Source organism: Pseudonocardia sp. C8, from assembly GCF_014267175.1.
Lineage (GTDB): Bacteria > Actinomycetota > Actinomycetes > Mycobacteriales > Pseudonocardiaceae > Pseudonocardia.
Genome location: NZ_JACMTR010000002.1, coordinates 4,162,251 through 4,185,649, shown reverse-complemented (window position 1 = coordinate 4,185,649; position 23,399 = coordinate 4,162,251). Strand labels below are relative to the sequence as shown.

Annotated in this window: 24 protein-coding genes; 7 read left to right on the top strand and 17 right to left on the bottom strand. The window is 73.4% G+C overall.

Translation table 11 applies throughout. The annotated features are described in order from the left end of the window. Positions 1 to 54: 54 nt before the first annotated feature. Both H7X46_RS19950 and H7X46_RS19945 read right to left on the bottom strand, forming a co-directional pair. Positions 55 to 267 (bottom strand): heavy-metal-associated domain-containing protein, encoded by a 213-nt coding sequence (locus H7X46_RS19950; protein ID WP_186360842.1) that lies wholly within the window; start codon positions 265 to 267, stop codon positions 55 to 57. Between the two features lie 25 nt (positions 268 to 292). Next, positions 293 to 574, bottom strand: coding sequence for a metal-sensitive transcriptional regulator (locus tag H7X46_RS19945; RefSeq protein WP_186360841.1), 282 nt, complete (start codon positions 572 to 574; stop codon positions 293 to 295). Between the two features lie 210 nt (positions 575 to 784). Here H7X46_RS19945 and H7X46_RS19940 point away from each other — a divergent pair, with 210 nt between their 5' ends. Continuing rightward, on the top strand, positions 785 to 1,579 hold the full coding sequence (locus tag H7X46_RS19940) for a GAF and ANTAR domain-containing protein (RefSeq protein WP_186360840.1): 795 nt from the start codon (positions 785 to 787) through the stop codon (positions 1,577 to 1,579). Positions 1,580 to 1,663: 84 nt separating this feature from the next. On the opposite strand, the gene H7X46_RS19935 is transcribed toward H7X46_RS19940, so the two are convergent. Together H7X46_RS19935 and H7X46_RS19930 are read right to left on the bottom strand one after the other, a co-directional pair. Continuing rightward, positions 1,664 to 3,244, bottom strand: a complete 1,581-nt coding sequence (locus H7X46_RS19935; RefSeq protein WP_186360839.1) for a 4-hydroxyphenylacetate 3-hydroxylase family protein — start codon at positions 3,242 to 3,244, stop codon at positions 1,664 to 1,666. A gap of 61 nt (positions 3,245 to 3,305) precedes the next feature. After that, the gene (locus tag H7X46_RS19930; protein ID WP_186360838.1) at positions 3,306 to 3,857 is read right to left on the bottom strand and encodes a flavin reductase family protein; all 552 of its coding nucleotides are present in this window, start codon (positions 3,855 to 3,857) and stop codon (positions 3,306 to 3,308) included. A gap of 153 nt (positions 3,858 to 4,010) precedes the next feature. Here H7X46_RS19930 and H7X46_RS19925 point away from each other — a divergent pair, with 153 nt between their 5' ends. Further along, positions 4,011 to 4,829 (top strand): IclR family transcriptional regulator C-terminal domain-containing protein, encoded by an 819-nt coding sequence (locus tag H7X46_RS19925; protein WP_186360837.1) that lies wholly within the window; start codon positions 4,011 to 4,013, stop codon positions 4,827 to 4,829. A gap of 9 nt (positions 4,830 to 4,838) precedes the next feature. On the opposite strand, the gene H7X46_RS29900 is transcribed toward H7X46_RS19925, so the two are convergent. From H7X46_RS29900 to paaA, 7 genes are all read right to left on the bottom strand, one after another. After that, the gene (locus tag H7X46_RS29900; RefSeq protein WP_255426177.1) at positions 4,839 to 5,759 is read right to left on the bottom strand and encodes a hypothetical protein; all 921 of its coding nucleotides are present in this window, start codon (positions 5,757 to 5,759) and stop codon (positions 4,839 to 4,841) included. Between the two features lie 246 nt (positions 5,760 to 6,005). Next, positions 6,006 to 6,608, bottom strand: coding sequence for a phosphoribosylanthranilate isomerase (locus tag H7X46_RS19915; protein ID WP_186360836.1), 603 nt, complete (start codon positions 6,606 to 6,608; stop codon positions 6,006 to 6,008). Positions 6,609 to 6,631: 23 nt separating this feature from the next. After that, positions 6,632 to 7,831, bottom strand: a complete 1,200-nt coding sequence (gene paaE / locus H7X46_RS19910; RefSeq protein ID WP_186360835.1) for a 1,2-phenylacetyl-CoA epoxidase subunit PaaE — start codon at positions 7,829 to 7,831, stop codon at positions 6,632 to 6,634. Continuing rightward, positions 7,831 to 8,334, bottom strand: coding sequence for a 1,2-phenylacetyl-CoA epoxidase subunit PaaD (gene paaD, locus H7X46_RS19905; protein ID WP_186360834.1), 504 nt, complete (start codon positions 8,332 to 8,334; stop codon positions 7,831 to 7,833). Before paaD ends, paaE begins: the two co-directional genes overlap by 1 nt. Further along, positions 8,331 to 9,245, bottom strand: coding sequence for a 1,2-phenylacetyl-CoA epoxidase subunit PaaC (gene paaC, locus H7X46_RS19900; protein WP_186360833.1), 915 nt, complete (start codon positions 9,243 to 9,245; stop codon positions 8,331 to 8,333). The genes paaD and paaC overlap by 4 nt, the downstream gene beginning before the upstream one ends. Beyond that, a complete protein-coding gene (paaB, locus tag H7X46_RS19895; RefSeq protein WP_186360832.1) occupies positions 9,242 to 9,610 on the bottom strand; it encodes a 1,2-phenylacetyl-CoA epoxidase subunit PaaB in 369 nt (122 codons plus the stop codon). The genes paaC and paaB overlap by 4 nt, the downstream gene beginning before the upstream one ends. Beyond that, positions 9,607 to 10,566: a 1,2-phenylacetyl-CoA epoxidase subunit PaaA gene (paaA, locus tag H7X46_RS19890; RefSeq protein ID WP_186360831.1), complete on the bottom strand. Its 960-nt coding sequence runs from the start codon at positions 10,564 to 10,566 to the stop codon at positions 9,607 to 9,609. Before paaA ends, paaB begins: the two co-directional genes overlap by 4 nt. Positions 10,567 to 11,913: 1,347 nt before the next feature. Between paaA and H7X46_RS19885 the strand changes: the two genes are divergently transcribed. Next, positions 11,914 to 12,861 (top strand): DUF559 domain-containing protein, encoded by a 948-nt coding sequence (locus H7X46_RS19885; protein ID WP_186360830.1) that lies wholly within the window; start codon positions 11,914 to 11,916, stop codon positions 12,859 to 12,861. A gap of 599 nt (positions 12,862 to 13,460) precedes the next feature. Here the strand turns inward: H7X46_RS19885 and H7X46_RS19880 are convergent. After that, a complete protein-coding gene (locus tag H7X46_RS19880; protein WP_370588870.1) occupies positions 13,461 to 14,060 on the bottom strand; it encodes a TetR/AcrR family transcriptional regulator in 600 nt (199 codons plus the stop codon). A gap of 4 nt (positions 14,061 to 14,064) precedes the next feature. Continuing rightward, a complete protein-coding gene (locus tag H7X46_RS19875; RefSeq protein WP_186360829.1) occupies positions 14,065 to 14,874 on the bottom strand; it encodes an enoyl-CoA hydratase/isomerase family protein in 810 nt (269 codons plus the stop codon). 189 nt (positions 14,875 to 15,063) lie between these two features. On the opposite strand from H7X46_RS19875, the gene paaZ reads away from it, so the two are divergent. Both paaZ and paaK read left to right on the top strand, forming a co-directional pair. Then, positions 15,064 to 17,100, top strand: coding sequence for a phenylacetic acid degradation bifunctional protein PaaZ (gene paaZ / locus H7X46_RS19870; protein ID WP_186360828.1), 2,037 nt, complete (start codon positions 15,064 to 15,066; stop codon positions 17,098 to 17,100). 65 nt (positions 17,101 to 17,165) lie between these two features. Continuing rightward, positions 17,166 to 18,425 (top strand): phenylacetate--CoA ligase PaaK, encoded by a 1,260-nt coding sequence (gene paaK, locus H7X46_RS19865; RefSeq protein ID WP_255426722.1) that lies wholly within the window; start codon positions 17,166 to 17,168, stop codon positions 18,423 to 18,425. 15 nt (positions 18,426 to 18,440) lie between these two features. Here paaK and H7X46_RS19860 read toward each other — a convergent pair whose 3' ends face one another. From H7X46_RS19860 to H7X46_RS19845, 4 genes are all read right to left on the bottom strand, one after another. Continuing rightward, positions 18,441 to 18,695, bottom strand: a complete 255-nt coding sequence (locus H7X46_RS19860) for a DUF2795 domain-containing protein (protein ID WP_186360826.1) — start codon at positions 18,693 to 18,695, stop codon at positions 18,441 to 18,443. Positions 18,696 to 18,819: 124 nt separating this feature from the next. Then, positions 18,820 to 19,788, bottom strand: coding sequence for a pirin family protein (locus tag H7X46_RS19855; RefSeq protein ID WP_186360825.1), 969 nt, complete (start codon positions 19,786 to 19,788; stop codon positions 18,820 to 18,822). Further along, positions 19,785 to 20,120: a GNAT family N-acetyltransferase gene (locus H7X46_RS19850; RefSeq protein ID WP_186360824.1), complete on the bottom strand. Its 336-nt coding sequence runs from the start codon at positions 20,118 to 20,120 to the stop codon at positions 19,785 to 19,787. Before H7X46_RS19850 ends, H7X46_RS19855 begins: the two co-directional genes overlap by 4 nt. 15 nt (positions 20,121 to 20,135) lie before the next feature. Next, positions 20,136 to 21,302 carry a low temperature requirement protein A gene (locus tag H7X46_RS19845; RefSeq protein ID WP_370588869.1) on the bottom strand — a complete coding sequence of 389 codons (1,167 nt, stop codon included), beginning with the start codon at positions 21,300 to 21,302 and terminating at the stop codon, positions 20,136 to 20,138. A gap of 64 nt (positions 21,303 to 21,366) precedes the next feature. Between H7X46_RS19845 and H7X46_RS19840 the strand changes: the two genes are divergently transcribed. Beyond that, positions 21,367 to 22,536, top strand: a complete 1,170-nt coding sequence (locus H7X46_RS19840; RefSeq protein WP_222131367.1) for a low temperature requirement protein A — start codon at positions 21,367 to 21,369, stop codon at positions 22,534 to 22,536. An 88-nt stretch (positions 22,537 to 22,624) separates the two neighbouring features. After that, positions 22,625 to 23,398, top strand: coding sequence for a molybdate ABC transporter substrate-binding protein (gene modA / locus H7X46_RS19835; protein WP_370588868.1), 774 nt, complete (start codon positions 22,625 to 22,627; stop codon positions 23,396 to 23,398). The last annotated feature ends 1 nt before the right edge of the window (position 23,399 follow it).

The window sequence follows — 23,399 nt, the reverse complement described above, 5'->3', positions numbered from 1 at the left end:
GGACGGCGGGGACGCCGTGACCCGTGGCGGGTGGCGGAACCAGCGGGGTGGGGCTCAGGCCCCGGCCGTGACCTGGTAGCCGGCCTCCTCGACGGCCGCGCGGACCGCCTCGGGGGAGACGTCGCCGTCGCTGGTGACGGTGACGGCGCCGGTCGGCAGGTCCACGGCCACGTCGGTGACGCCGGCGATCTCGGTGATCTCCTCGGTGACCGAGGCGACGCAGTGTGCGCAGGTCATTCCGGTGACGGTGTAGGTGGTCGTGCTCATGTCCGGGGTTCCTCCTGGGGAAGGGTCAGGATCGGACCAGGCGCGCGATGGCGGCGCTGGCCTCCTCGATCTTCTGGTCGGCGACCTGCCCGCCTTCGGCGGCGGCGTCGGCGACGCAGTGCTTGAGGTGCTCGTCGAGCAGCCCGAGCGCGACGGCCTCGAGCGCCTTGTTGACGGCCGAGACCTGGGTCAGGATGTCGATGCAGTACTTGTCCGACTCGATCATCTTGCTGATCCCGCGGACCTGGCCCTCGATCCGGCGCATCCGCTTGATGTGTGCGTCCTTGTTGTCGGCGTATCCGTGCATCGCCCACCTCCTCGGTCGACTCCGACCATACCCCTGGGGGGTAGTCGTATCAACCGCGACCGGGTGTGATCCGCGCCGGACCCGGGTAACCACGGGATCAGGCCGGTCGGCGTGCCCGGGCGCGCAGGTCGGCCCAGGTCCTGCCGGTTCAGATCGGCAGCCGGCGGGGCCGTCCGGACTCACCCGACGGAGATCGAGGGAGCGCGGCGCATGGACAGCGAACGATCATGGGTCGACGCGCTCGAGGCCGGCGCGTTCGCCGAGCGGCGGGCCGACGCCGACGCCGCCGCCGCGCCCGAGGACCTGGCCCGGACCATGGCCGAGCTGTCCCGGTACTTCTACGCGGCCGACGACGCCGCGGACGCCTGCGCACGGGTCGTCGAGGCCTGCACGGGACTGGTCGAGGGGTGCACCCACGCTGCCGTCTCGCTCACCACCGGGGGCCGGGTGAGCACGCCGGCCACCACCGGCCCGGAGGCCACCGCCCTCGAGGAGCTCGAGCAGGAGATCGGCGAGGGGCCCTGCCTGCAGGCCATCCGCGACGAGCGCAACTTCGCCGTCCGGGACCTGGCGGCCGACCCCCGCTGGCCCCGCTACGGCCCGGCGGCCGCGCGGCGCGGGGTCCGGTCGATGGTGGCCTGCCGGTTGTTCGCCGACGCCCGCACGATCGGCGCGCTCAACGTCTTCGGCGCCCGGGTCGACGCGTTCGACGAGGCCGACCAGGACCGGATCACCGTGCTGGCCGCGCACGCCGCCGTCGCGATCGACGCCGCCCGGACCCGGGCGAACCTGCAGGAGGCGATCCGCAGCCGGCAGGTCATCGGCGAGGCGATCGGCATCCTCAAGGAGCGGTACGCGATCTCGTCGGCGACCGCGTTCGACCGGCTCGCCACGGCCTCGCAGCAGCTCAACATCAAGCTGCGGGCGATCGCCGAGCACCTCGCGCAGGAGCCGGAGCGCCGGGACCGTCCGGTCCGGCGGACGGGAGGTGGCCCCCGAAGGTGACCCGGAGCGGCGCGCCCCCGGTGCGGATCCGCCGGACGTGGCGGGTGGGGCCGGACCCGGGCGGTCGTGCCCGGCCCCGCGCGCTCAGCGGCCGTTGCGGCCGAACAGGCGGACGTCGTCGTTGTTGATCAGATCGGGGACGGTCCAGCCGTTCACGTCGTACTCGGACAGGCACTGCTCGGCGAAGCCCTTCATCGCCCCGGCGGCCCCGGAGGCCTCCGCGGCGAAGAGCAGCTCGGCGCGGACGCCCTCGTGGTTGCCGGAGTAGTTGCGCTCGTAGAGCTCGTGCCGGCCGCCGAACTCGGTGCCGATCGAGTCCCAGATCAGCTTCATCAGCTTGACCCGGTCGACGGCCTCGTAGCCGTTCGAGCCACGCACGTACTTGTCCAGGTAGGGCCGGACCTCCGGGGACAGGAAGTCGGTCGAGTGGCTGGGCAGGTAGATCAGCGAGGCCCCGAGGTCCTGCATGATGATCTCGCGGACCCGCGGGTAGCCGATGGTCATGAACCAGCGGTAGGCCAGGCCGTAGTCGAGCTTGGGCAGCTTGGCACCGTCGATCCACTCGTCGGGGTTCGCGCACATGGCGTCCGACAGGGCCCAGAACATGTTGCGCCAGGCGATGACCTCGCCGACCCGGGTCTGCACGCCGCGGAAGTCCTTGGTGCCGGTGACCTCGAGGCCCTTCATCAGCAGCCCGGCGATGAAGTCGAGCTTGACCGCGAGCCGGGTGACGCCGTGGAAGGTGAAGCGGTGCAGGAAGCCCGAACCGGGGAAGAAGGTCGAGGCCTTCTCCGGGTCGCCGTAGATGAAGACGTTCTCCCAGGGAATGAGCACCCTGTCCAGCACGAAGATCGTGTCGTTCTCGTCGAGGCGGCTCGACAGCGGGTAGTCGAACGGACTGCCCATCGTGGCGGCCTGCTGGGAGTAGGAGGGCCGGCAGATCAGCTTCATCCCGGGTGCGCCCATCGGCACCGTGCAGACCAGCGAGTACTCCCGCTTCTTGATCGGCAGGCCGTAGTGGGCGAGGAAGTTGAAGTGGGTGATCGCCGAGCCGGTGGCGACGACCTTGGCCCCGGAGACGACGACGCCGTTGTCATTCTCCTCCTCGACGTGCATGAACACGTCGGAGACCTCGTCCGGGTTGCGGTGCCGGTCGACCGGCGGGTTGATGATCGCGTGGTTCCAGTAGAGGACCTTCTCCTGGGACTCGGTGTACCAGCGGCGCGCGTTGGCGGCGTACGGGTCGTAGAACTCGGAGTTGGCGCCCAGCGTGCCGAGGAAGGCGGCCTTGTAGTCGGGCGAGCGGCCCATGAATCCGTAGGTCATCCGGGCCCACTCGGCGATCGCGTCCCGGTCGCGCCGGAGGTCCTCGACCGAGTGCGGGGTGCGGAAGAACGGGTGCGTGACACCGGTGCTGCCGGTGTCGGTCGGCGTGGTGAGGACGTCCTGCCTGTCCGGCTCGTGCAGGGCGTCGTAGAGCCGGGCGGTCATCCGGACCGCGTTGCGGAACGCGGGATGGGTGGTGACGTCGTCGACCCGCTCGCCGTAGAGGTAGACCTCGCGGTCGTCGCGCAGGCTCTCGACGTACTCGTCGCCGGTCATCGGCCGGGTGACGCGGCCGTCCGCGCCGGTGGGGGTGGGGACCGCGTCCTGCTGCAGGGTCATCGTCGACTCCTTCGTCGTCCGGATGTGCCGGGGTCGGTTCGCGCGGGATCGTGGGTGAGGGTCAGCGGCCGGCGGACTGGGTGATCCAGGCCTGGCCGCCGGGGCCGTCGGCCGAGTCGTCCCAGAAGACGGGCTCGTGGTCGCCGCCGAGGTGGTGGAACTTGCCGGTGTGGAACAGCAGCGGCGTACCGGAGTGGATCAAGAACTCCTGGACCTCGCCCAGGTAGAGGACGTGGTCGCCGCCGTCGTAGGCCTGCCAGGGGGTGCACGAGATGTGCGCCAGCACGCCGTCGAGCCGGGGCGCGCCGCACCCGCTGTCAGGCAGCCAGGCGACCTCCTGGTTGGGCCGGCCGGCGAAGTGCAGGGCCAGGTCCTTCTGCGTCGACGCGAGCACGTTGACGGTGAACGGTCGCTGCTCGGTCTCGACCAGGCCGCACAGCTTCGAGCGCCGGTCCAGCGAGACCAGCACCAGCGGTGGCTCCAGGGAGACGGCGGTGAAGGCGTTGACGGTCGCGCCGTGCGGGTGTCCGTCGCCACCGTGGCAGGTGATGACGGTGACCCCGGTCGTGAAGTGACCGAGGCAGCGCCTCAGTTCTCGCGGGTCGATCGCCATTGACCGCTCCCTTCGGTACGCTGTGCGTACGGTGCGTCCGCTATGCGTTCGCTAGCACTCTGACGGTGCGGGAGGCGCCGGTCAACGGCTGCGGCCGTCCGAATCGCCATCTGCCGGACCGGTTCGCGATGGATCGAGAGGGAGGGCAGCACAATGGGCGACGCGGCGGGCGGTCCCGGCGAGCGTGATCGCATCCAGAGCATCGAGCGGGGGTTCGCGGTCCTGCTCGCGTTCGACGCCGACCGGCCCCGGCCGACCAGCTCGGACCTCGCCGCGGCGACCGGCCTGTCCCGGCCTGCGGTGCGCCGGATCCTGCTGACCCTGCAGCACCTCGGCTACGTCGAACCGGTCGGCAACCGCTGGCGGCTCACCCCGCGGGTGCTGTCGGTCGGGCAGCGGTTCACCGCCACCCACTCGATCGCCGAGGACGCCCGGCCCTACCTGGCGACGCTGGCCGAGGAGACCGGAGAGTCCGCGTCGCTGGCCGTGCTCGACGGCACCGACGCCGTCTACGTCGCCCGGGTCCCGGTCCGCCGGATCATGCAGATCGACGTCTCCCCGGGTACCCGGGTGCCGGCGACCGCGACCGCGATGGGGCGCGTGCTGCTGGCCTGGGCCGAGGAGGACACGATCTCCCGGGTGCTCGGTGCCGGGCTGCCCGCCTGCACCCCCCGCACCGTCACCGACCCGAAGCTGCTGCGCGGCATCCTGCGGGAGGTCCAGTCCCGCGGCTGGGCGCTGTCGGTCGGGGAGCTGGACCCGGAGCTGGCGGCGGTGGCGGCCCCCGTGCGGGACCACACCGGTGCGGTCGTCGCCGCGATCGCCACCGCCACCAGCCTCGGCCGGATCAGCCCGGAGCGCCTGGTCGAGACGGCGCTGCCGCACGTGCAGGCCGCGGCCGAGCGGCTGAGCCGGGCACTGGGGCGCCCGGCGAGCGCCCGCTTCGGGGCGCACCGGGAGGGCTTCTACTGATCTGCTGAATCAGTTGAAGGAGATGTGCACGTGGTCCATGTGGTTGGCGGTGGCGCCGCCACGGTCCTCCTGCATCTCCCAGCCGTCGCCGGTGTTGATCCGCTGCTCCCAGATCACGTACTTGATGTCGAGCTCGTCGGCGTGGGCCAGCGCGTACTCGGCGAGCCGGTCCCCGGTCGCGGAGTCGACCATGAAGTCGAGCGCCTTGCCGCTGGGGTGGTCGGAGGTGCCGCCCCGGCTCCCGATGCCCAGCACGGTGTCCACGCCGAACATGCAGCGCAGCTTCTCGCCGGCCTCGGCGACGTTCGATGCGACTCCGTCCATGCCCTCGGTGCCGGCCGCGCACGAGCTCGGCCCGGCCGCCGGGGCGGCCGCGGGTGCGGGTTCCTCCCCGGCGGGCTCGGCCCGCGCCGCCGCGGCCGCGGCCTCCTCGGCGGCCCGGCGCTGTTCCTCGCGGGCCCGCGCGGCGTCGCCGACGGCGCCGGTCGCCGCGCCGACGATCTGGTCGACGTCGACCGGCGGCGGGGGCTCGGCGATCGCCCGCGCCGCGCCCGTCGACGACACGGCCGGTGCGGCGGCCGGGGCGGTGTCGGCGGGGGCGGTGTCCGGCACGGCGAACGACTGCAGCGCGAGCTGGTCGACCTCGGGCGCGCCGGGGTCGGTGACGACGGTGCCGGCGACCAGGCCGCCGCCGGCCAGCGCGGACGTGAGGACGCCGACGGCACCGGGCCGCCTGCGGACCGGAGCTGTGTCGATGCGCGATCCGCTGGCGCTACTCGCGGTGCTGATGCGCGATCCGCTGGCGCTACTCGCGGTGCTGATGCGCGATCCGGCGCCATGGACGTCACGGGTCACGACGGGGCGGGACGGCAGCGGCCGGCTCGGGGAGCGCCGGACGCGTGCCGTGCCGCCGGGGGAGTTCCTCGGCACGGGGTGTCCTTCCTCGTTCGGAGCGGGCGCGCCCGGAGCGGGGAGCGAGGGCACGCACGGCATCGCTGGGGATCGATGCCGTTACCGTTCCGAGACCGACCGTACGACGGCGCGGGCGCCCGGTTGACCCCGATGGTGGATCTTCGCGGTCACCGGCGGTCACGGCGCTGTGAGCGGCAGCGACCCCGGTCGCACACCGGCCGGACAGGCCACCACCGGTGGGCCGGACGGATCAGCCGGCGCCGGTCACCGGGCGGACCGCGCGGCGGCGACGAACGCGGCGATCCGCGCGTGGTCCTTCACCCCGCGCGCCGACTCGACGCCGCTGGAGACGTCGACCCCCCACGGCCGCACGCGCCGCACCGCGGCGCCGACGTTGTCCGGGTCGAGCCCGCCGGCGAGCAGCCACTGCCCGTCCGGGGGCCGGTCGAGCGCCTCGACGTCCCAGGTCCGCCCGGACCCGGCCCGCGGCGAGTCCAGCAGCAGGACCTCCTCGCCGTAGCACCCCACGTGCAGGTCCGGGTCGTGCGCCAGCGACGCCGCGCGCCACAACCGGATCGGCTCGGCCGCGGCCGCCGCGAAGTCGTCGGCGGTGTAGCGGCCGTGCAGCTGCAGGACGTCCGCGCCGATCTCCCGGGTGATCCGCGCGGCGTCGGCCGCCGCGTGCTCGGCGACGACGACGACCGACAGGACCCGGTCCGGGACCTGCGCGACCAGCTCGCGAGCCAGGGACGGCTCGACGAAGCGCGGGCTGGCCGGGTGGAGCACGAACCCGACCGCGTCGGCGCCGGACTCGGCGGCCACCCGGACGTCGTCGGCGGTCCGCAGGCCGCACACCTTCACGAACACGGGTCCGACCCTACGTGGGCCGGTCAGGCGTCGTAGTCGACCGTCGCCGTGTCCGACACCGGCCGGGTCTGGCAGGTGAGCACGAAGCCGGCGGCCACCTCGTCGTCCTCCAGGGCGTAGTTGCGGCGCATGTCGACCTCGCCGTCGACGACCTTCGCCCGGCAGGTCCCGCACACCCCGCCCTTGCAGGCGAACGGCAGGTCGCCGCGAATCCGCTGGGCCGCGTCCAGGACGGTCTCGTCGTGGGGGACCGGCACCGTGGTCGTCCGCCCGTTCACCACGACGGTGACCTCCGCGTCACCCTCCCGGGCGCGACGCTCGTCGGGGCGCACCAGCTCCGGCGGCGGCTCGTCGACGTAGAACAGCTCGCGGTGCACCCGCGTCCGCTCGACACCCCGCTCGCCGAGCACCGCGACGGCCGCCTCGGTCATCCCGAGCGGGCCGCACAGCCACCACTCGTCGACGTCGTCGACGTCGACGAGCGCGGACAGCAGCGTCCGGAGCCGGTCGGCGTCGAGCCGGCCGTTGACGATCTCGGCCTCGGTGGGTTCCCGGGACAGCACGTGCAGCAGGTGCAGGCGCGGGCCGTGCAGGTTCTTCAGGTCGGCGATCTCCTCGGTGAACATCACCGTGTCGGTCCGCCGGTTGCCGTAGATCAGGGTGACCCGGGTGTCGTCGTGCGCGGCCAGCAGGGACGCGGCGATCGACAGCACCGGCGTGATGCCGGACCCGGCCGCGACCAGCCCGTGATGGGTGCCCGCGGCCAGCTCCGGGGTGAAGTTCCCGGCCGGGGGACCGACCTCGAGGACGTCACCCGGGGCGACCTCGTCGACCAGCCACGCGGAGAACAGGCCGCCGTCGACCCGCCGCACCCCGACCCGCGGAGCGTGGCCGGCCGGCGCGCAGATCGAGTACGACCGGCGCTCCTCGCCGCCCGGGGTGTCCCGGCGCAGGGTGAGGTACTGGCCGGGCCGGAACGTGTAGTGCTCGCGCAGGTCGTCCGGGACGTCGAAGGTGACGGCGACGGCGTCGTCGCAGAGCCGGTCGACCTCGGACACGACGAGGGCGTGGAACCCGGCCGGCAGGGCCTGCGGCTCCGGGGCGTCCGCCAGCAGCGCGTCGATCCGGTCGTCGAGCTCGAGGGTGGTGCGGCCGGCCGCCCGGTCGGCCCGGGCCTGCCAGGCGGCCGCCCGGCGGCCGGCACTGCGTTCCTGGCGCACCATCAGATCTCCTTCATGTGCTCGAACGGCTCGCGGCAGGCGGTGCACCTCCGCAGCGCGGTGCACGCGGTGGGCCCGAAGCGGGAGAACTCCTCGGTCGCCGGGGACCTGCACTGCGGGCACCGGACCACGGCCGACGGCGGCTCGAGCGTCAGCGGGATCGGGCCGGGCGCGTGCGCCGTGGCCCGGCCGGGTGGGGCGATGCCGGCCTCGGCGAGCTTGCGCCGCCCGGCCTCGCTGATCCAGTCGGTGCTCCAGGCGGGGGACAGGACGGTGCGGACGGCGACCGGCCCGTAACCGGCCTCGGTGAGGGTGCGGACGATGTCGGCGCGCATCTCCTCGATCGCCGGGCAGCCCGAGTAGGTCGGCGTGATCGTCACCGTGACGCCGCCGCCGGTCTCGTCGACGGAGCGGATCACACCGAGGTCGTCCAGGGTGAGCATGGGCATCTCGGGGTCGACGACCCGTGCGACGACGTCCCGCGCGCCCAGGTCGAGCGTGGTCACCACGATGCCTCCGGGTGCTTGCGGGCCAGGCTCTGCATGACGACCAGCGCGTGCTCCAGCTTCTCGGTGTGCACGCCGTGCCGGCCGCCCCGGCCGCCGATGGTGCCCATCTCGGGCACCTCCGGCCGGGCCAGCGTTGCCCTCGTCAGGACCTGGTCGAGGACGGTGTCCACCTCGTCGCGGACCTCGGCGGGGTCGACGGCGACGCCGGCCGCGACCAGCCGTCGTTCCTGCTCGGTGGTGCGGAACAGCTCGCCGAGGAACGGCCACACCCACTCCAGCGCGTCCTGCATCCGGGTGTGGGACTCGGCGGTGCCGTCGCCGAGGCGCAGCGTCCACCGGGCGGCGTGGTCGCGGTGGTAGGTGACCTCCTTGACGCCCTTCGCGGCGACCGCGGCGACGACCGGGTCGGCCGAGTCCTGCAACCGGTTCAGCAGCGCCAGCCGCCAGGTCGAGAACACCAGCAGGCGCGCGATCGCGCGGGCGTAGTCGCCATCGTCGGACGGCTCGGCGAGCCCGACACAGCGGAACTCGGCCACGTCGCGCCAGTAGGCCAGCGCGTCCTCGTCCCGGCCGGCCCCCTCGACGTGCCCGGCGCGGGCCAGCAGCACCCGGGCCTGGCCGAGCAGGTCCAGCGCGGTGTTGGCCAGCGCGACCTCCTCCTCCAGCTCGGGGGCGTTGGAGACCCACTCGGTGAGCCGGTGGCTGTAGACCAGGGCGTCGTCGCCGAGCATCAGGCAGTACGCGGCCAGGTCGGCCGGGGCGGCCCCGTCCGGGACCGGGGCGGTGAGGTCGGCCTCCATGTCCTCGAAGCCGGTGCCGAACGCCCAGCGCGGGTCGTCGTGGTCGATGGTCCCGGCGAGGGCCTGGTAGGCGTTGGTGGCGTCCTCGTCGTGGGCGTCGCCGTTCACAGGTGCGGCACCTCCTCCGGGATCGCGTAGAAGGTGGGGTGGCGGTAGACCTTGTCCGCGGACGGGGCGAAGAACGGGTCCTTCTCGTCCGGGCTGGAGGCGGCGATCGCGTCCGCGCGCACCACCCAGATGCTCACGCCCTCGTTGCGGCGGGTGTAGACGTCGCGGGCGTTGTGCAGTGCCATCTCGTCGTCGGCAGCGTGCAGCGACCCGACGTGCACGTGGTTGAGGCCGCGCTTGCCGCGCACGAACACCTCGTACAGCGGCCAGGCCCCGCGGGCCGGCTTCTCGCCCCGGCCGGTCTCCACGCCCGTGGTGGGGACGGCGCCGTGCCCGCCCTCCGCGGTGACGTTCTGCTCGCTCATGCCCCTGCTCCCGCTCGTGCCGCCTGCTTGTCCGCGTAGGCCCGGGCCGCTTCGCGAACCCAGGCACCGTTCTCGTGGGCACGCCGCCGGTGGGCGAGCCGCTGCCGGTTCGCCGGCCCGGCCCCGGAGATGACCGCCTTGAACTCCGACCAGTCCGGCTCGCCGAAGTCGTAGGCGCCGCGCTCGGCGTTCCAGCGCAGCTCCGGGTCCGGCAGCGTCACGCCCAGCGCCTCGGCCTGCGGGACGGTCATGTCCACGAACCGCTGCCGCAGCTCGTCGTTGGTGTGCCGCTTGATGCCCCACGCCATCGACTGCTGGGTGTTCGGGGAGTCCCCGTCGGCCGGCCCGAACATCATCAGCGACGGCCACCACCAGCGGTTCGTCGCCTCCTGCACCATCTCCCGCTGCGCTTCGGTGCCGTTGACCAGTGCCAGCAGCGACTCGTAGCCCTGCCGCTGGTGGAACGACTCCTCCTTGCAGATCCGGATCATCGCCCGGGCGTAGGGACCGTACGAGCAGCGGCACAGCGGCACCTGGTTGCAGATCGCCGCGCCGTCGACCAGCCACCCGATGACACCGATGTCGGCCCACGACAGGGTCGGGTAGTTGAAGATCGACGAGTACTTCTGCCGGGCGTCGATCAGCTTCTCGGTGAGCTCCTCGCGGTCGACGCCCAGCGTCTCGGCTGCCGCGTAGAGGTACATGCCGTGGCCGGCCTCGTCCTGCACCTTCGCCAGCAGGATCGCCTTGCGCCGCAACGACGGCGCTCGCAGCAGCCAGTTGCCCTCCGGCTGCATCCCGATGATCTCGGAGTGCGCGTGCTGGGCGATCTGGCGGATCAGCGTCTTCCGGTACGCCTCGGGCATCCAGTCCCGTGGCTCGATCCGCTGGTCCGCCGCGATCGTCGACTCGAACCGAGCTTCCAGATCCGCCTCGGTGGGCGCGGTGCTCGTCACTGGACACCTCCGTACCGAATGTTCGTTCGGCTACGAGTGTGGCGCACCGAGCCCCCGGTGCGCAACCCCGTCCCGGATGTGACGGGCGCGGCCGGTTTCCTCCGGTCGCCGGCGCGGGGCGGCGGTACCCGGCCGGTGGGCGGCGCGACCCGGTGCCATCGCGCAGCCGGGCGCGGTGGCGCGCCCTCGGTGGGTGACGAGCCGGCGGTCGTCGGGAGCCGGGTCCGCGTCGCGGGGTGCGGCGTGGGTCGTGTACACGGTTGCGTTGCGCCATGGGTGTGCCCGTCTCGGGCCGGTCCTCTCGGGTGGCGAGGTGCCGGGGTGTCGAGATGCCGAGGTGCCGACGTGCCGGGGGTGAGTGCCAGGGTGCCGGGGCGGCGGGGTCCCGAGTGGTGGTAGGTGCCGGGTGCCGAGGGCGAGTGCCGGGGGTGCCGGGTACCGGGGAGGCGAGCGCCGGGGTGCCGGGGTGGCGGGTGCTGGGGAGGCGAGCGCCGGGGTGCCGGGGGTGGCGGGTGCTGGGTATTGGGTGCTGGGGGCGGGTACCGGGCGCCGCGCCGTCGGCGCCGGCACGACCGCGGTCGCCGACCCGTCCGCGACCGCCGTGTCTCCGCCTTTCGCGAGGCGAGTTCAGCCGGCCGGGCGTCCGGCGCCTGTCGATCAGCACGATGTCGTCTGTGGTGGGGCCAAATCGTGCGGCTGGCTCGTGCGCGAGTTGTCGATCAGCGCGTTGTCGCCCGTGGCGGGGCGGAATCGTGCGCGTGGGCGCGCGAGGTGCGGTCGATCAACGCGTCTTGGTCGCGGCGAGGGCGGGAGCGTGCGGGTGAGCCGTTTGTGCGCGATCGATCTACGCGTTTCCGCCCGAGGCGGGGCGGAAAAGTGCAGGTCACGGACCAGGATGTCGGATGATGATCAGCACGATTGTGTCTCGGTCGGGCACGAGGGCGCTGATCGAACGTGGGCGTGCACTCGATCAGCGCATTGGTGTCTCCGACAGGGCAGTACGTGCGAGTCGACGCCCGGTGCGCCGGGCGTGCCGCCGCTACCCGGGCGGGTTCCCTGTCGATCGGCGCGATGTGACTCGCGCGAGGCGGGAAGTTGATCGCGGGCCGGACCGAGCCGGGAGGGGCCGGGCCGAGCCGGGAGGGGCCGGACCGGGCTCGGATGGCCGGACCGGGCTCGGGATGGCCGGACCGGGCCGGACCGGGCAGGAGATGGCCGGGCCGGACCCCGTAGGGCGGGGCCCGGCCGGGTTGGGGCAGGCCGAGCTGGGGCAGACCCGGACCGCGGTTGCCGGTGCCGGATCGATGCGAGGTGGAACCGGTGCGCGCCCGGGGTCGTCCAAGCCCCATGGATCTCACACGACCGTTCATCGGCTCGGCGGCGGTCGCCGCCGGCCTCGTCACTCCCAAGCAGCTCCGGGGCCCGGCGTTCCGGAGCCCGTTCCGCGGCGTCTTCGTCGCGGCCGACGTCGAGGAGACGTACCTCCTGCGCTGCGAGGCCGGCGCGCTGGCGGTGGGTGCACTCGCCGACCTTGCGGCGGATGCGTCACCGGCGCCGACCGCGCTCGGCGGTTGGGCGGCGGCCGAGGCCCTCGGCGCGGAGTGCGCACCCCGCGGCGTTCCGGTCGAGGTCCTGGTGACGGGCGGTCACCGGCGCTCGCAGGAGGGTCTGCAGATGCGACACGGCCGTGCGCTGCCGGGGGAGATCCGGACTGGGGTGCGGATCCCGGTTCCGGGATGGCGTGACCGGTACGTTCCGGGGCGGACCGTGACGACGACGTCCCCCGTGCGGACCGCGTTCGACCTCGCTCGGCGGGAGGATCGGATCGAGGCGGTGATCGCGCTCGACGCGCTGTCCCGGGTCGGGAGGTTCGCGCCCGGGGACGTGCTCGAGCTCGCCACGCGGCATCCCGGCGAGCGCGGCGTGATCCGGCTGCCGGACTTCGTGGCGCTGGCCAGCCCCCTCGCGGAGTCGCCCATGGAGACGAGGATCCGTCTGGCGCTGCACGACTACGGCGTACGGCCGCCGGTCCTGCAGCATCCGGTCGGCAAGTATCGGATCGATCTTGCCTATCCGGACGTGTTGCTCGGCATCGAGTACGACGGTGACCAGCACCTGGACCCCGAGCGCGCCCGCAATGACCTCGCGAAGCAGGCGTTCCTGACCCGGCACGGCTGGGAGATCCTTCGGCCGCCCGCCGAGCACGTCCTGGGGCGTCGGGAGCACCTCGCGCAGGTGGTCGAACGCTTCCTGTTCCAACGTGCGGCCGCGGGCATGGCGCCGCTGTCGGCGTGAGCGGTCCGCGGGTCCGGAAGTCCGGCTGCCGGCGCGCGCCGTCCTGTGCAGGTCGAGTAGTTCGCCGCTGGGTGGCGCGTTCATGCCCGCGTTCATGCCCGTGTCGGGGCGGTTGCGCGCAGGTCGAGACGTGACCTGTCGGCGGGTTGCGCGCCGTGGCCCCTGCCGCGGCGGTTTCGTGCGTCTCGGGGAGGCGCCGGCAGGTGAGCTGCACGTTTTCGCCCGTCTCGGGGCGGTTTCGTGCGAGTCGCGGAGCCGTCGGGTCGGTGAGCTGCGCGTTTTCGCCCGCACGAGGGCGATTGCGTGCGAGTCGGGAGGCGTCGGTCGGTGAGCTGCGCGTTTTCGCCGGCGACGGGGCGGTTTCGTGCGAGTCGGGGAGGCGTCGGTCGCTGAGCTGCGCGTCCTCGTCCGCGCCAGGGCGATTGCGTGCGAGTCGAGCAGGTGTCGGCCGGTGGGCTGCGCGCTTTCGCCCGCGCCGGGGCAAGTGCGTGCTCGTCCCACGGGCAGCGCGTCGGCGCCCGGAAGGCTCGAGGTCCGAGGGCGCCCTGCGAACGGCAGCGACGTGCGGGTCGACCGGGAACCCGGGACGCCGCGCGCGCTCAGGTGGCCGGGACGATCCCGTGGAAGGCGGCCCGCACGACGTCATCGGGCAGGGTCTCGGTGCCGGGCCGCCCCGGGCGGTACCACTCGACGATCGAGTTCACGACGCCCGACAGCAGCCGCGCGGCGAGGGCCGGGTCGACGTCGGAGCGGACCTCGCCGGCGTCGACCGCCTCGCGCACGAGGTCCCGGATCGCCGCGTCGAAGGCGCGCCGCTGCTCGAGCGCCCACCGTTCGGTCTCGGTGTTGCCGCGGACCCGCAGCAGCAGGGTCACGTACGGCAGCTCGGCCATGAGCACCCGGACCTGCTCGGCGAGGATGACCCGGATCCGCCCGGCCGGGCTGCCCTCCCGCGCGGCGGGCAGGGCGAGGACACCGAACAGGCCGTCCACCGCGCGCTCGAGTGCCGCGCGCAGCAGCGCCTCCTTGCCGGCGAAGTGGTGGTAGAACGACGACTTGGTGATCCCGGCCGCGCGGGAGAGGTCCTCCATCGACGTCGCGTCGTAGCCGCGGGTGATGAACTCGCCGACCGCGATCTCGAGCAGCTGGTCGCGCCCGCCGCTGGGCCGGCGGGCGCGCTTCACCGGTGCCTGGCTCACGGGATCATCGTCCCTCGAACGTCGGGGTCCGCTTGGCGAGGAAGTCGGCCACCGCGTTCTGGTGGTCGGCCGTGGTCGCCAGCCGGGCCTGGGCGTCGGCCTCGTGCTCGAGGACGGCGGGGAGCTCGTTCACGGCGCCGTAGCGGATCGCGCTCTTCACCTCGGCGTAGGCGCGGGTCGGGCCCGTGGCGAGCCGCCGGGCCAGATCCAGCGCGGTGTCGAGCACCTGGTCGGCCGGGACGACGTCACGCACGATGCCCCAGTTGCGGGCGTCGTCGGCGGTGAACTGCTCGCCGAGCAGGAGCAGCTCGGTCGCCCGCGAGACGCCGACGGCGTGCGGCAGGCTCGCCGACAGCCCGGTGTCGGCGGTGAGCCCGATCGCGGTGAATGCGGTCGTGAACTTCAGTCCTTCCGCCGCCACCCGCAGGTCGGCCGCGAGGGCGAGACCCAGCCCGGCGCCGACGCACGGCCCGTTGATCGCGGCGATCACCGGCTTCGGCGTGCCGGTCAGCGCCAGGACGAGCGGGTTGTAGTGGTCGCGGACGGTGTCGAACGACGACACGGCGTCCTTCTCGAGCGCGGCCGCGTGCTCGCCGAGGTCCTGCCCGACGCAGAACGCCTTCCCGGCACCGGTGAGGACGACGGCGCGGACGTTCTCGTCGCCCGCCACCCCGGCGACGGCGGTGAGCAGCGCCTCCTTGAGCTCCTCGGTGAGCGCGTTGTACTTCGCCGGACGGTTCAGGGTGACCACGGCGACGGCCGGGTCGGTGTCGTCGTGGGTGACGAGAACGGCGGGGTCGGACGTGTCGGCCATCCGGCCACCCTAGCGGCCGACCGAACGATCGGTCCCGCACGACGACGCACGAGTCACGACGGCCGGGCGAGTCACGACCGTGCACCGAGTCGGGCCGGAGGGGTCCCCAACACCCCGCGAGGGTGCTAGCGTGCTCAGCCGAACGAACGGTCGGTTCAACGTAGAGACGAAGTTCCGGAGGCGTCGCCGATGACCCTGCTCCGCAGCCACCTCTCGGGTTCCTGGCAGACCGGGACCGGGGACGGGCGTCCGCTGTACGACGCGGTGACCGGGGAGGAGGTCGCCCGGATCTCGGCCGAGGGTCTCGACCTCCCCGGCGCGCTCGAGTACGGCCGCCGCACCGGTGGCCCCGCCCTGCGCGAGCTCACCTTCCACCAGCGCGCCGCCCTGCTCAAGGCGCTCGGCCAGCACCTGCGCGAGCACCGCGAGCAGCTCTACGCCGTCTCGAAGCGCACCGGCGCCACGCTCGCCGACTCGAAGTTCGACATCGACGGCGGTATCGGCGTGCTGCTCGCCTACGCCTCGAAGGCCAAGCGCGAGCTGCCCAACGAAGCCTTCTTCGTCGAGGGCGCCGTCGAACCGCTGGGCAAGGGCGGCACGTTCGTCGGCCAGCACCTCCTCACCCCGCTGCACGGCGTCGCGGTGCAGGTCAACGCGTTCAACTTCCCGGTGTGGGGGCCGCTGGAGAAGCTGGCGCCCGCGCTGCTCGCCGGCGTCCCGAGCCTGATCAAGCCGGCGTCGCCGACCGCGTTCCTCACCGCGGAGCTGGTCGAGCTGATCGTCGGCTCCGGCCTGCTCCCGGACGGCGCGGTGCAGTTCGTCGCCGGCTCGCTCGGCGAGACGTTCGAGCACCTCACCGGCCAGGACCTGGTGTCGTTCACCGGGTCGGCGGCGACCGCGCAGACGCTGCGCAGCCATCCGGCGATCGTGCGCAACGCGGTGCGGTTCTCCGCCGAGGCCGACTCGCTGAACCTGGCCGCGCTCGGCCCCGACGCGACGCCGGGCACCGAGGAGTTCGCCCTGTTCGTCAAGGCGCTGACCACCGAGATGACGGTCAAGGCCGGCCAGAAGTGCACCGCCGTCCGGCGCGCGTTCGTGCCCCGGCAGCAGGTCGACGCCGTCGTCGAGGCGGTGTCCGAGCGCCTGGCGAAGGTCGTCGTCGGCGCCCCGGACGCCGAGGGGGTCCGGATGGGTGCGCTGGCGAGCCTCGACCAGCGCGAGGAGGTCCGGCGCAGCGTGAAGGCCCTGCGCGACGCCGGCCGCATCGTGTTCGGTGACCCCGACCGCGTCGAGGTGGCCGGTGCCGACGCCGACCGGGGCGCGTTCGTCTCCCCGCTGCTGCTGGTCGGCGACCCGGACCGGGCAGAGCCGCACGAGGTCGAGGCGTTCGGCCCGGTCTCGACGGTGCTGCCCTACGACTCCACCGCGCAGCTGGTCGACCACGCGGCCCGCGGGCAGGGCTCGCTGGTCGGCTCGGTGGTGAGCGCGGACCCGGAGTTCGTGCGCGAGGTGGTGCTGGGCGTCGCGCCGTTCCACGGCCGGGTGCACGTGCTCAACGCCCGGGACGCGAAGGAGTCCACCGGGCACGGCTCGCCGCTGCCGCAGCTGGTCCACGGCGGGCCCGGCCGGGCCGGCGGCGGCGAGGAGATGGGCGGTGTCCGCGGCGTGTTCCACCACATGCAGCGCACCGCCGTGCAGGGCGACCCGGACTCGCTGGCCGCGATCACCGGCCGGTGGGTCACCGGCGCCGGGCGCCGTGAGTCCGATGTGCACCCGTTCCGCAAGCACCTCGAGGAGCTCCGGCCCGGCGACTGCCTGGTCGCCGGCCCGCGCCGGGTGACCCGGGAGGACGTCGAGCACTTCGCCGAGTTCACCGGCGACACGTTCTACGCGCACATGGACGAGGAGGCGGCCGCGGCCAACCCGCTGTTCGGGCAGCGCGTCGCCCACGGCTACCTGGTCGTCTCGCTGGCCGCGGGCCTGTTCGTCGACCCGGACCCGGGGCCGGTGCTGGCCAACTTCGGCGTCGACGGGCTGCGGTTCCTCACCCCGGTCCGGTTCGACGACGAGCTCACCGTGACCCTGACCTGCAAGCAGATCACCCCGCGCGAGTCCGCCGGCTACGGCGAGGTCCGCTGGGACGCCGACGTCACGCGGCAGGACGGCGAGTCCGTCGCCCGCTACGACGTCCTCACCCTGGTCGCGAAGAAGGAGGCCCGGCAGTGACGATCTCGGCGAGCTCCCGGCTGGGGGAGGCGCCCCCGCCCGAGCTCCTGGACCCGGCCGAGCGGATGTCGGTCGACGAGCTGCGCGCGCTCCAGCTGGAACGTCTGCAGTGGACGCTGCGGCACGCCTACGAGAACGTCCCGCACTACCGGGCGAAGTTCGACGCGCAGGGCGTGCACCCGGACGACTGCCGCGAGCTGGCCGACATCGCGAAGTTCCCGACGACCACCAAGGCCGACCTGCGCGAGACCTACCCGTTCGGCATGTTCGCCGTGCCGCGGGAGCGGGTCGCGCGGATCCACGCGTCGTCCGGCACGACCGGGAAGCCCACCGTCGTCGGGTACACGGCCGGCGACATCGACCGGTGGGCGTCGCTGGTGGCGCGCTCGATCCGGGCGGCGGGCGGCCGTCCCGGGCACCGGGTGCACGTCGCCTACGGGTACGGACTGTTCACCGGCGGCCTCGGCGCGCACTACGGCGTCGAGAAGCTGGGCGCGACGGCGATCCCGGTCTCCGGCGGCATGACCCCGCGCCAGGTCCAGCTGATCGGCGATTTCGAGCCCGAGGTCATCATGCTGACCCCGAGCTACATGCTCACCCTGCTCGACGAGTTCGAGCGCCAGGGCGTCGACCCGCGGGCGACGTCGCTGCAGGTGGGAATCTTCGGCGCCGAGCCGTGGACCGAGCAGATGCGGGCCGAGATCGAGGAACGCACGAACATGCACGCCGTGGACATCTACGGCCTCTCCGAGGTGATGGGGCCCGGCGTCTCCCAGGAGTGCGTGGAGACCAAGGACGGCCTGCACATCTGGGAGGACCACTTCCTGCCCGAGGTCGTCGACCCGGTCGACGGCACCCCGCTCCCGGACGGCGAGGAGGGCGAGTTGCTGTTCACCAGCCTGACCAAGGAGGCGCTGCCGATCATCCGGTACCGCACCCGGGACCTGACGACGCTGCGGCCGGGCACCGCGCGGCCCCAGATGCGGCGGATGGCCAAGATCACCGGCCGCTCCGACGACATGATCATCCTGCGGGGCGTGAACGTCTTCCCGACCCAGATCGAGGAGATCGTGCTGCGCACCCCCGGGCTCGCCCCGCACTTCCAGCTGGTGCTGGCGACCGAGGGCCGGATGGACGTGCTCGGGGTGCGGGTCGAGGCCCGGCCCGACACGCCCGCGGAGCGGCGGGCGCCGGCCGCGGCCGAGCTGGTGCGGGCCGTGAAGGAGACGGTCGGGGTCACGGTGTCCTGCGAGGTGGTCGACCCGGACACCCTGGAGCGGTCGGTCGGGAAGCTGCAGCGGCTGGTGGACCGCCGCGCCCGCTGAACCGCCCGGGGCCGGTCAGGCCGGGGGCCGGGTACGCCCGGTGAGCATCGTGAGGATCGCCTCGTGGGTCCGGTAGGTGCCCTCGGGCAGGGCCGCGAGGCGGGCCCGCAGCGATGCCGGCGCGCCCCAGTCCGCGGCGTGGGTCAGGATCTGCCAGCGCTGTGCGGGGAGTGCCAGCCCGGCGAGGACGTGGCGCAGCGCGTACCGCAGGTGCTCGGCATCGGCTGCGGGAACACCCCGCGTGACGGGGGCGTGCTCACCACTCGACATGGCACCTCCGGCTGCTCCGTGGGATGCACCGGCGGCGTCGGCGGTGAACCACTGTGACCTGTGTCACGAGGATAAATCACCCAGCGTGCCCACCGCCACTTCCGGTCCGGCCGGTGAGAAGCGCCTACTCGCGCGGGGTGAGACGGGCGCGCGGCAGCTCGGGGGCCGGCAGGGTCGACGCCCACGCGGTGGGGAACGCCCCGAACCGGCCCCCGGCCGTCCCACCGCCGGCGCGCTCGTCCTGCCACTGCTCGCGGTAGCCCGCGATCTCCTCGTGCGAGCTGCCGATGAAGTTCCACCACATGACGATGCGCTCGCCCAGCGGCTCACCGCCGAGCAGCAGCACGCGGGCGCCGTCGCCGCCCGCGCGGAGCTCCAGCCCGGACCGGCCCGGCGGCAGGTACAGGAGCTCGCCGGGGTGCGCGACCGTCCCGTGCACGGTGACCGCGCCGGTGTCGACGAGGATCCCGTGCTCGAAACCCTCCGTGATCGCGAGCGGCAGCCGGCCCGATCCGGGCAGCACGATCTCGGCACCCACCAGCGGCGAGTACGTCGGCACCGGCGACCGCTCGCCGGCCAGGGAGCCGAGGAACACCCGCAGGGTGCTGCCGTCGACCTCCGCCTGCGGCGGCACGTGGTGCTCGAACGCCGGCTCGGTCTGACGGTGCGCCGACGGCAGCGCCAGCCACAGCTGTGCCCCGTGCAGCACGTCGGTGTCCGGCGTGGAGAACTCGGAGTGCGCGATGCCGCGGCCCGCGGTCATGAGGTTCAGCTCGCCGGGCCGGACGAGCGCGTGCGCGCCGGTCGTGTCGCGGTGCTCGATCTCGCCCTCGAACAGCCACGACACCGTCTGCAGACCGGTGTGCGGGTGCCCGGGGACGGCCATGCCGCCGGTGCCGGCGACCCGGTCCGGACCGTAGTGGTCGAGGAAGCACCAGGCGCCGATCAGCGAGCGGGCCCGCCGCGGCAGGGTCCGGCGCACGGTCATCGCGCGCGGGCCGCCCAGCGGGACGTCGCGCGGCTCCACCAGCTCGACGGCGGGGGCGTCACCGCCGCAGACGACCTCCTCGGGCGCGGCCTCGACGTTGCTCATCGCACGACCTCCCGGACGGCGGCGAGCGCCTCGGGCGTCACCGGATCCACGGCGTCGGCGACGTCGTCGTGCGAGCCGACCCACTTCTTCACGTAGGGGCACACCGGGACGATCCGCCTGCCCTCGTCCCGGGTGGCGGTCAGGGCGGCCCGCACCAACGTGCCGGCGAGGCCCCGTCCGCCGTACGCGTCGTCGATCTCGGTGTGGTAGAAGATCCGCTGGTCGGCGGCGTCCACGTAGGCCGCGAGCCCGACCCGGGCGCCGTCGAGGGCGATCTCGTACCGGCCGTGCGCCGGGTCGTGGGTGACGACCGGCTCCGCGTTGTCCGACATGACCGCTCCAACCCCTCAGGTGGCCGGTGTGTTCCGCTCCGGTGCCGACTCGATCGTCACGACGAGCGCCACCATGAGCACCGCTGCGACCACCGGTGTCCACGGTGCCAGCGCCGACAGCCCGATCAGCACCGCCAGCCCGGCGACGGCCGTGCTGCGGCCGGCCGGCAGGGTCGCCCGCAGCGCCAGCGCCCAGATGCCCAGCACGAAGATCGCCACGGGGACGGTCAGGGTCGCCCCCGCGGCTGCCGCGCCGAGCCCGGTCGCGCGGGTGTCGACGTCCACCGCGACCTCGATCCCGGCCGAGAACGCGCCGGCCGCTGCGAAGATCAGGTAGTGCCCGTAGCCGAAGCCCAGCGCGCTGGACAGGAACCGGACGTGGTGGTGGTGCTGGCGGCAGAAGTAGACCCACCACATGCCGGCGGCCAGCACGAGCCCGCACGCGGACAGCTCCAGCAGCGGGGCGAGGTGCTCGGCCGAGGAGATCGCGTCGACGACGGCGTTGGTCGAGGCCAGGATCGACTCGCCGAGCAGGATCAGGGTGAACAGGCCGTACCGCTCGGCAATGTGGTGCGGGTGCCACGGGGTGGTCCGGGCGCGCTCGGCGAGGGCCGGGACCGCCAGCTCGCCGAGCGCGAGCAGCACGAACGTCACCGGTCCGAGCGCACCGCTTGGGGACCAGAGCGTCCACAGCACCCAGAGGACCTGCATGACCGTGATGCCGCCGGCGTAGATCAGCGCGGTCCGGCGCAGCTCGGGGTGCGAGCGTGCCGCCCGCAGCCACTGGGTGACCATGGCCAGGCGCATCACCACGTAGCCGACCACGACGACGCCGAACCGCCCGTCGGTCATCGCGGCGGGCGTCCCGGCGGCCAGGACGAGCGCACCGGCCATCTGCAGCAGCGTGAGGACCCGGTAGAGCCAGTCGTCGACGTCGAACGCGCTGGCGAACCAGGTGAAGTTCATCCAGGCCCACCAGATCGCGAAGAACACCATCAGGTAGCCGCCGAGCCCCTCGCCGATGTGGCCCTCGGACTCGGCGTGGTGCAGGTTCGCCGACGCCAGCGCGACGGCGACGACGAACACCAGGTCGAAGAACAGCTCCAGCGGGCTGGCAGTGCGGTGCGGCTCCTCCGGGTCGCGGGGGTGCATGGTGCGCAGGCCGAACCGTGGGGTCGTCACGGCGACATGGTTGCGCGCCGCACTACCGTTCGGCGACGCCGACACGGGAAGGAAGCGGATCATCATGCCGGGGAGCCGTCCGCAGTTGCTGCGCCGCGAGGGCGACGACGAGGTCGCGCCGATCGAGCTGTTCTTCGATCTCGTCTACGTCTTCGCGATCGTCCAGGTCTCGCACACCCTGCTGCACCACCTCACGCCGCTCGGCGCCGTGGAGACGGCGCTGCTCTTCGCGGCCGTGTGGTGGCTGTGGAACTACTCGGCCTGGGCGATGAACTACCTCGACCCGGGCCGGCTCGCGGTCCGGGTCCTCAACGCGTTCCTCATGCTCGCCTCGCTCGGGATGGCGCTGGCCCTGCCGTCCGCCTTCGCCGGGGGTGGCCTGCTGTTCGCCGGCTGCTTCGCGGCCGCCCAGATCGGCAGGCCCCTGTTCATGTGGATCACGATGCGGGGGCACGTGCTCGCCCGCAACTACCGCAACCTGCTGGTCTGGAGCGCGGCCGCCGGCGTGCTGTTCCTGGTGGGGGCGTTCCTCCCGCCGGGGGTCCGGCTGGTGATGTGGGCGGTCGCGGTGGCGGTCGACATCGCCGGGCCGCGGTTCGACTTCCGCGTCCCCGGACTCGGCTCGGCCCCGATGGAGGACTGGCCGGTGACCGTCGAGCACCTCGCCGAGCGCAACCGGCTGGTGTTCATCATCGCGCTCGGTGAGTCCATCCTGATCACGGGCTTCACGCTGTCCGGGATGCCGGCGATCACCCCGTACGCGGTGCTGATCACCGTGCTCGGTTTCGTGGGGCTGGTCGCGCTGTGGTGGTCGTACTTCGCGCTGGCCGGCCACGGGACCGCCGCGAGCGAGGGCGACGACAGCACCCGCGCGGCCCGGGCGGCGTTCGCCTACGCGCACGGGCTGATGGTCGGGGGTGCGGTGCTGTTCGCGGTCGCGATCGAGCTGCACCTGACCCACCCGGAGAACACGCCGTCGCTGGTGCTGACCTCGGTCGGCGGGCCGCTGCTCTACGTCGTCGGCAACAAGCTCTACCTGCAGGGCCGCACCGGCTCGGTCGACCGGAGCCGCTACGTCGCCGCCGCGGTGCTGGTCGTGGCCGGGGCGGGGGCGCTGCTGCTCGGGCACGCGATCCCGGCGATCGTGATCGGGTTGGTCGTGCTCGCGGTGATGATCGGGCTGGCCGTCGTGACCCAGCTGTCCGGGAGCCGGATGACGGAGTCCCGGGCCTGATCCGGTCGATCTTCCCGGATCCGCTTCTGCGTACGTATGATCCCGAACGTTCCGCAGTTCAGGATCATCGACGACCAGGAGCGCGCTCGTGCAGAACCTCACCCGATCCGTCACCGCCGCCGTGGCCGCGCTGGCCGTCGTGGCCGTCCTGGCCGGCTGCGGCGGACCGGGCGGCGGCCAGGAGCAGGGCCGGACGCTGACGGTGTTCGCCGCCGCCTCGCTGACCGGTGCCTTCGGCGAGCTCGAGCGGCGGTTCGAGGCGGCCCACCCGGGTACCGACGTCACGCTCAACTTCGCCGGGTCCTCGACGCTGGCCCAGCAGATCAACCAGGGCGCCCCGGCGGACGTCTTCGCCTCGGCGGACGCCACCAACATGACCAAGGTGACCGACGCCGGCAACCAGCAGGGCCGGCCCGAGGTCTTCGCGACGAACACGCTGCAGATCGCCGTCGCGCCGCGGAACCCGCAGGCGGTCGCGTCGCTGCGGGACCTGACCCGGCCCGGCCTGCGCACCGTGGTGTGCGCCCCGCAGGTGCCGTGCGGGGCGGCGACCGCGACGGTCGAGCGGGCCGCCGGCGTCGACATCGTGCCGGTGTCCGAGGAACAGGACGTCAAGGCGGTGCTGCAGAAGGTCACCACCGGCAACGCCGACGCCGGGCTGGTCTACCGGACCGACGTGGCCGCCGCGCGCGGGCAGGCCCAGGGCGTCGACGTCCCGGAGGCGGCGCAGGCGGTGAACCAGTACCCGATCACCGTGCTGAAGAACGCGGAGGAGCCCGATCTGGCCCGCGAGTGGGTGGGCTTCGTGACCGGCGCCGAGGGCCGGCAGGTCCTCACCGCCGCGGGCTTCGGGACGCCCTGAC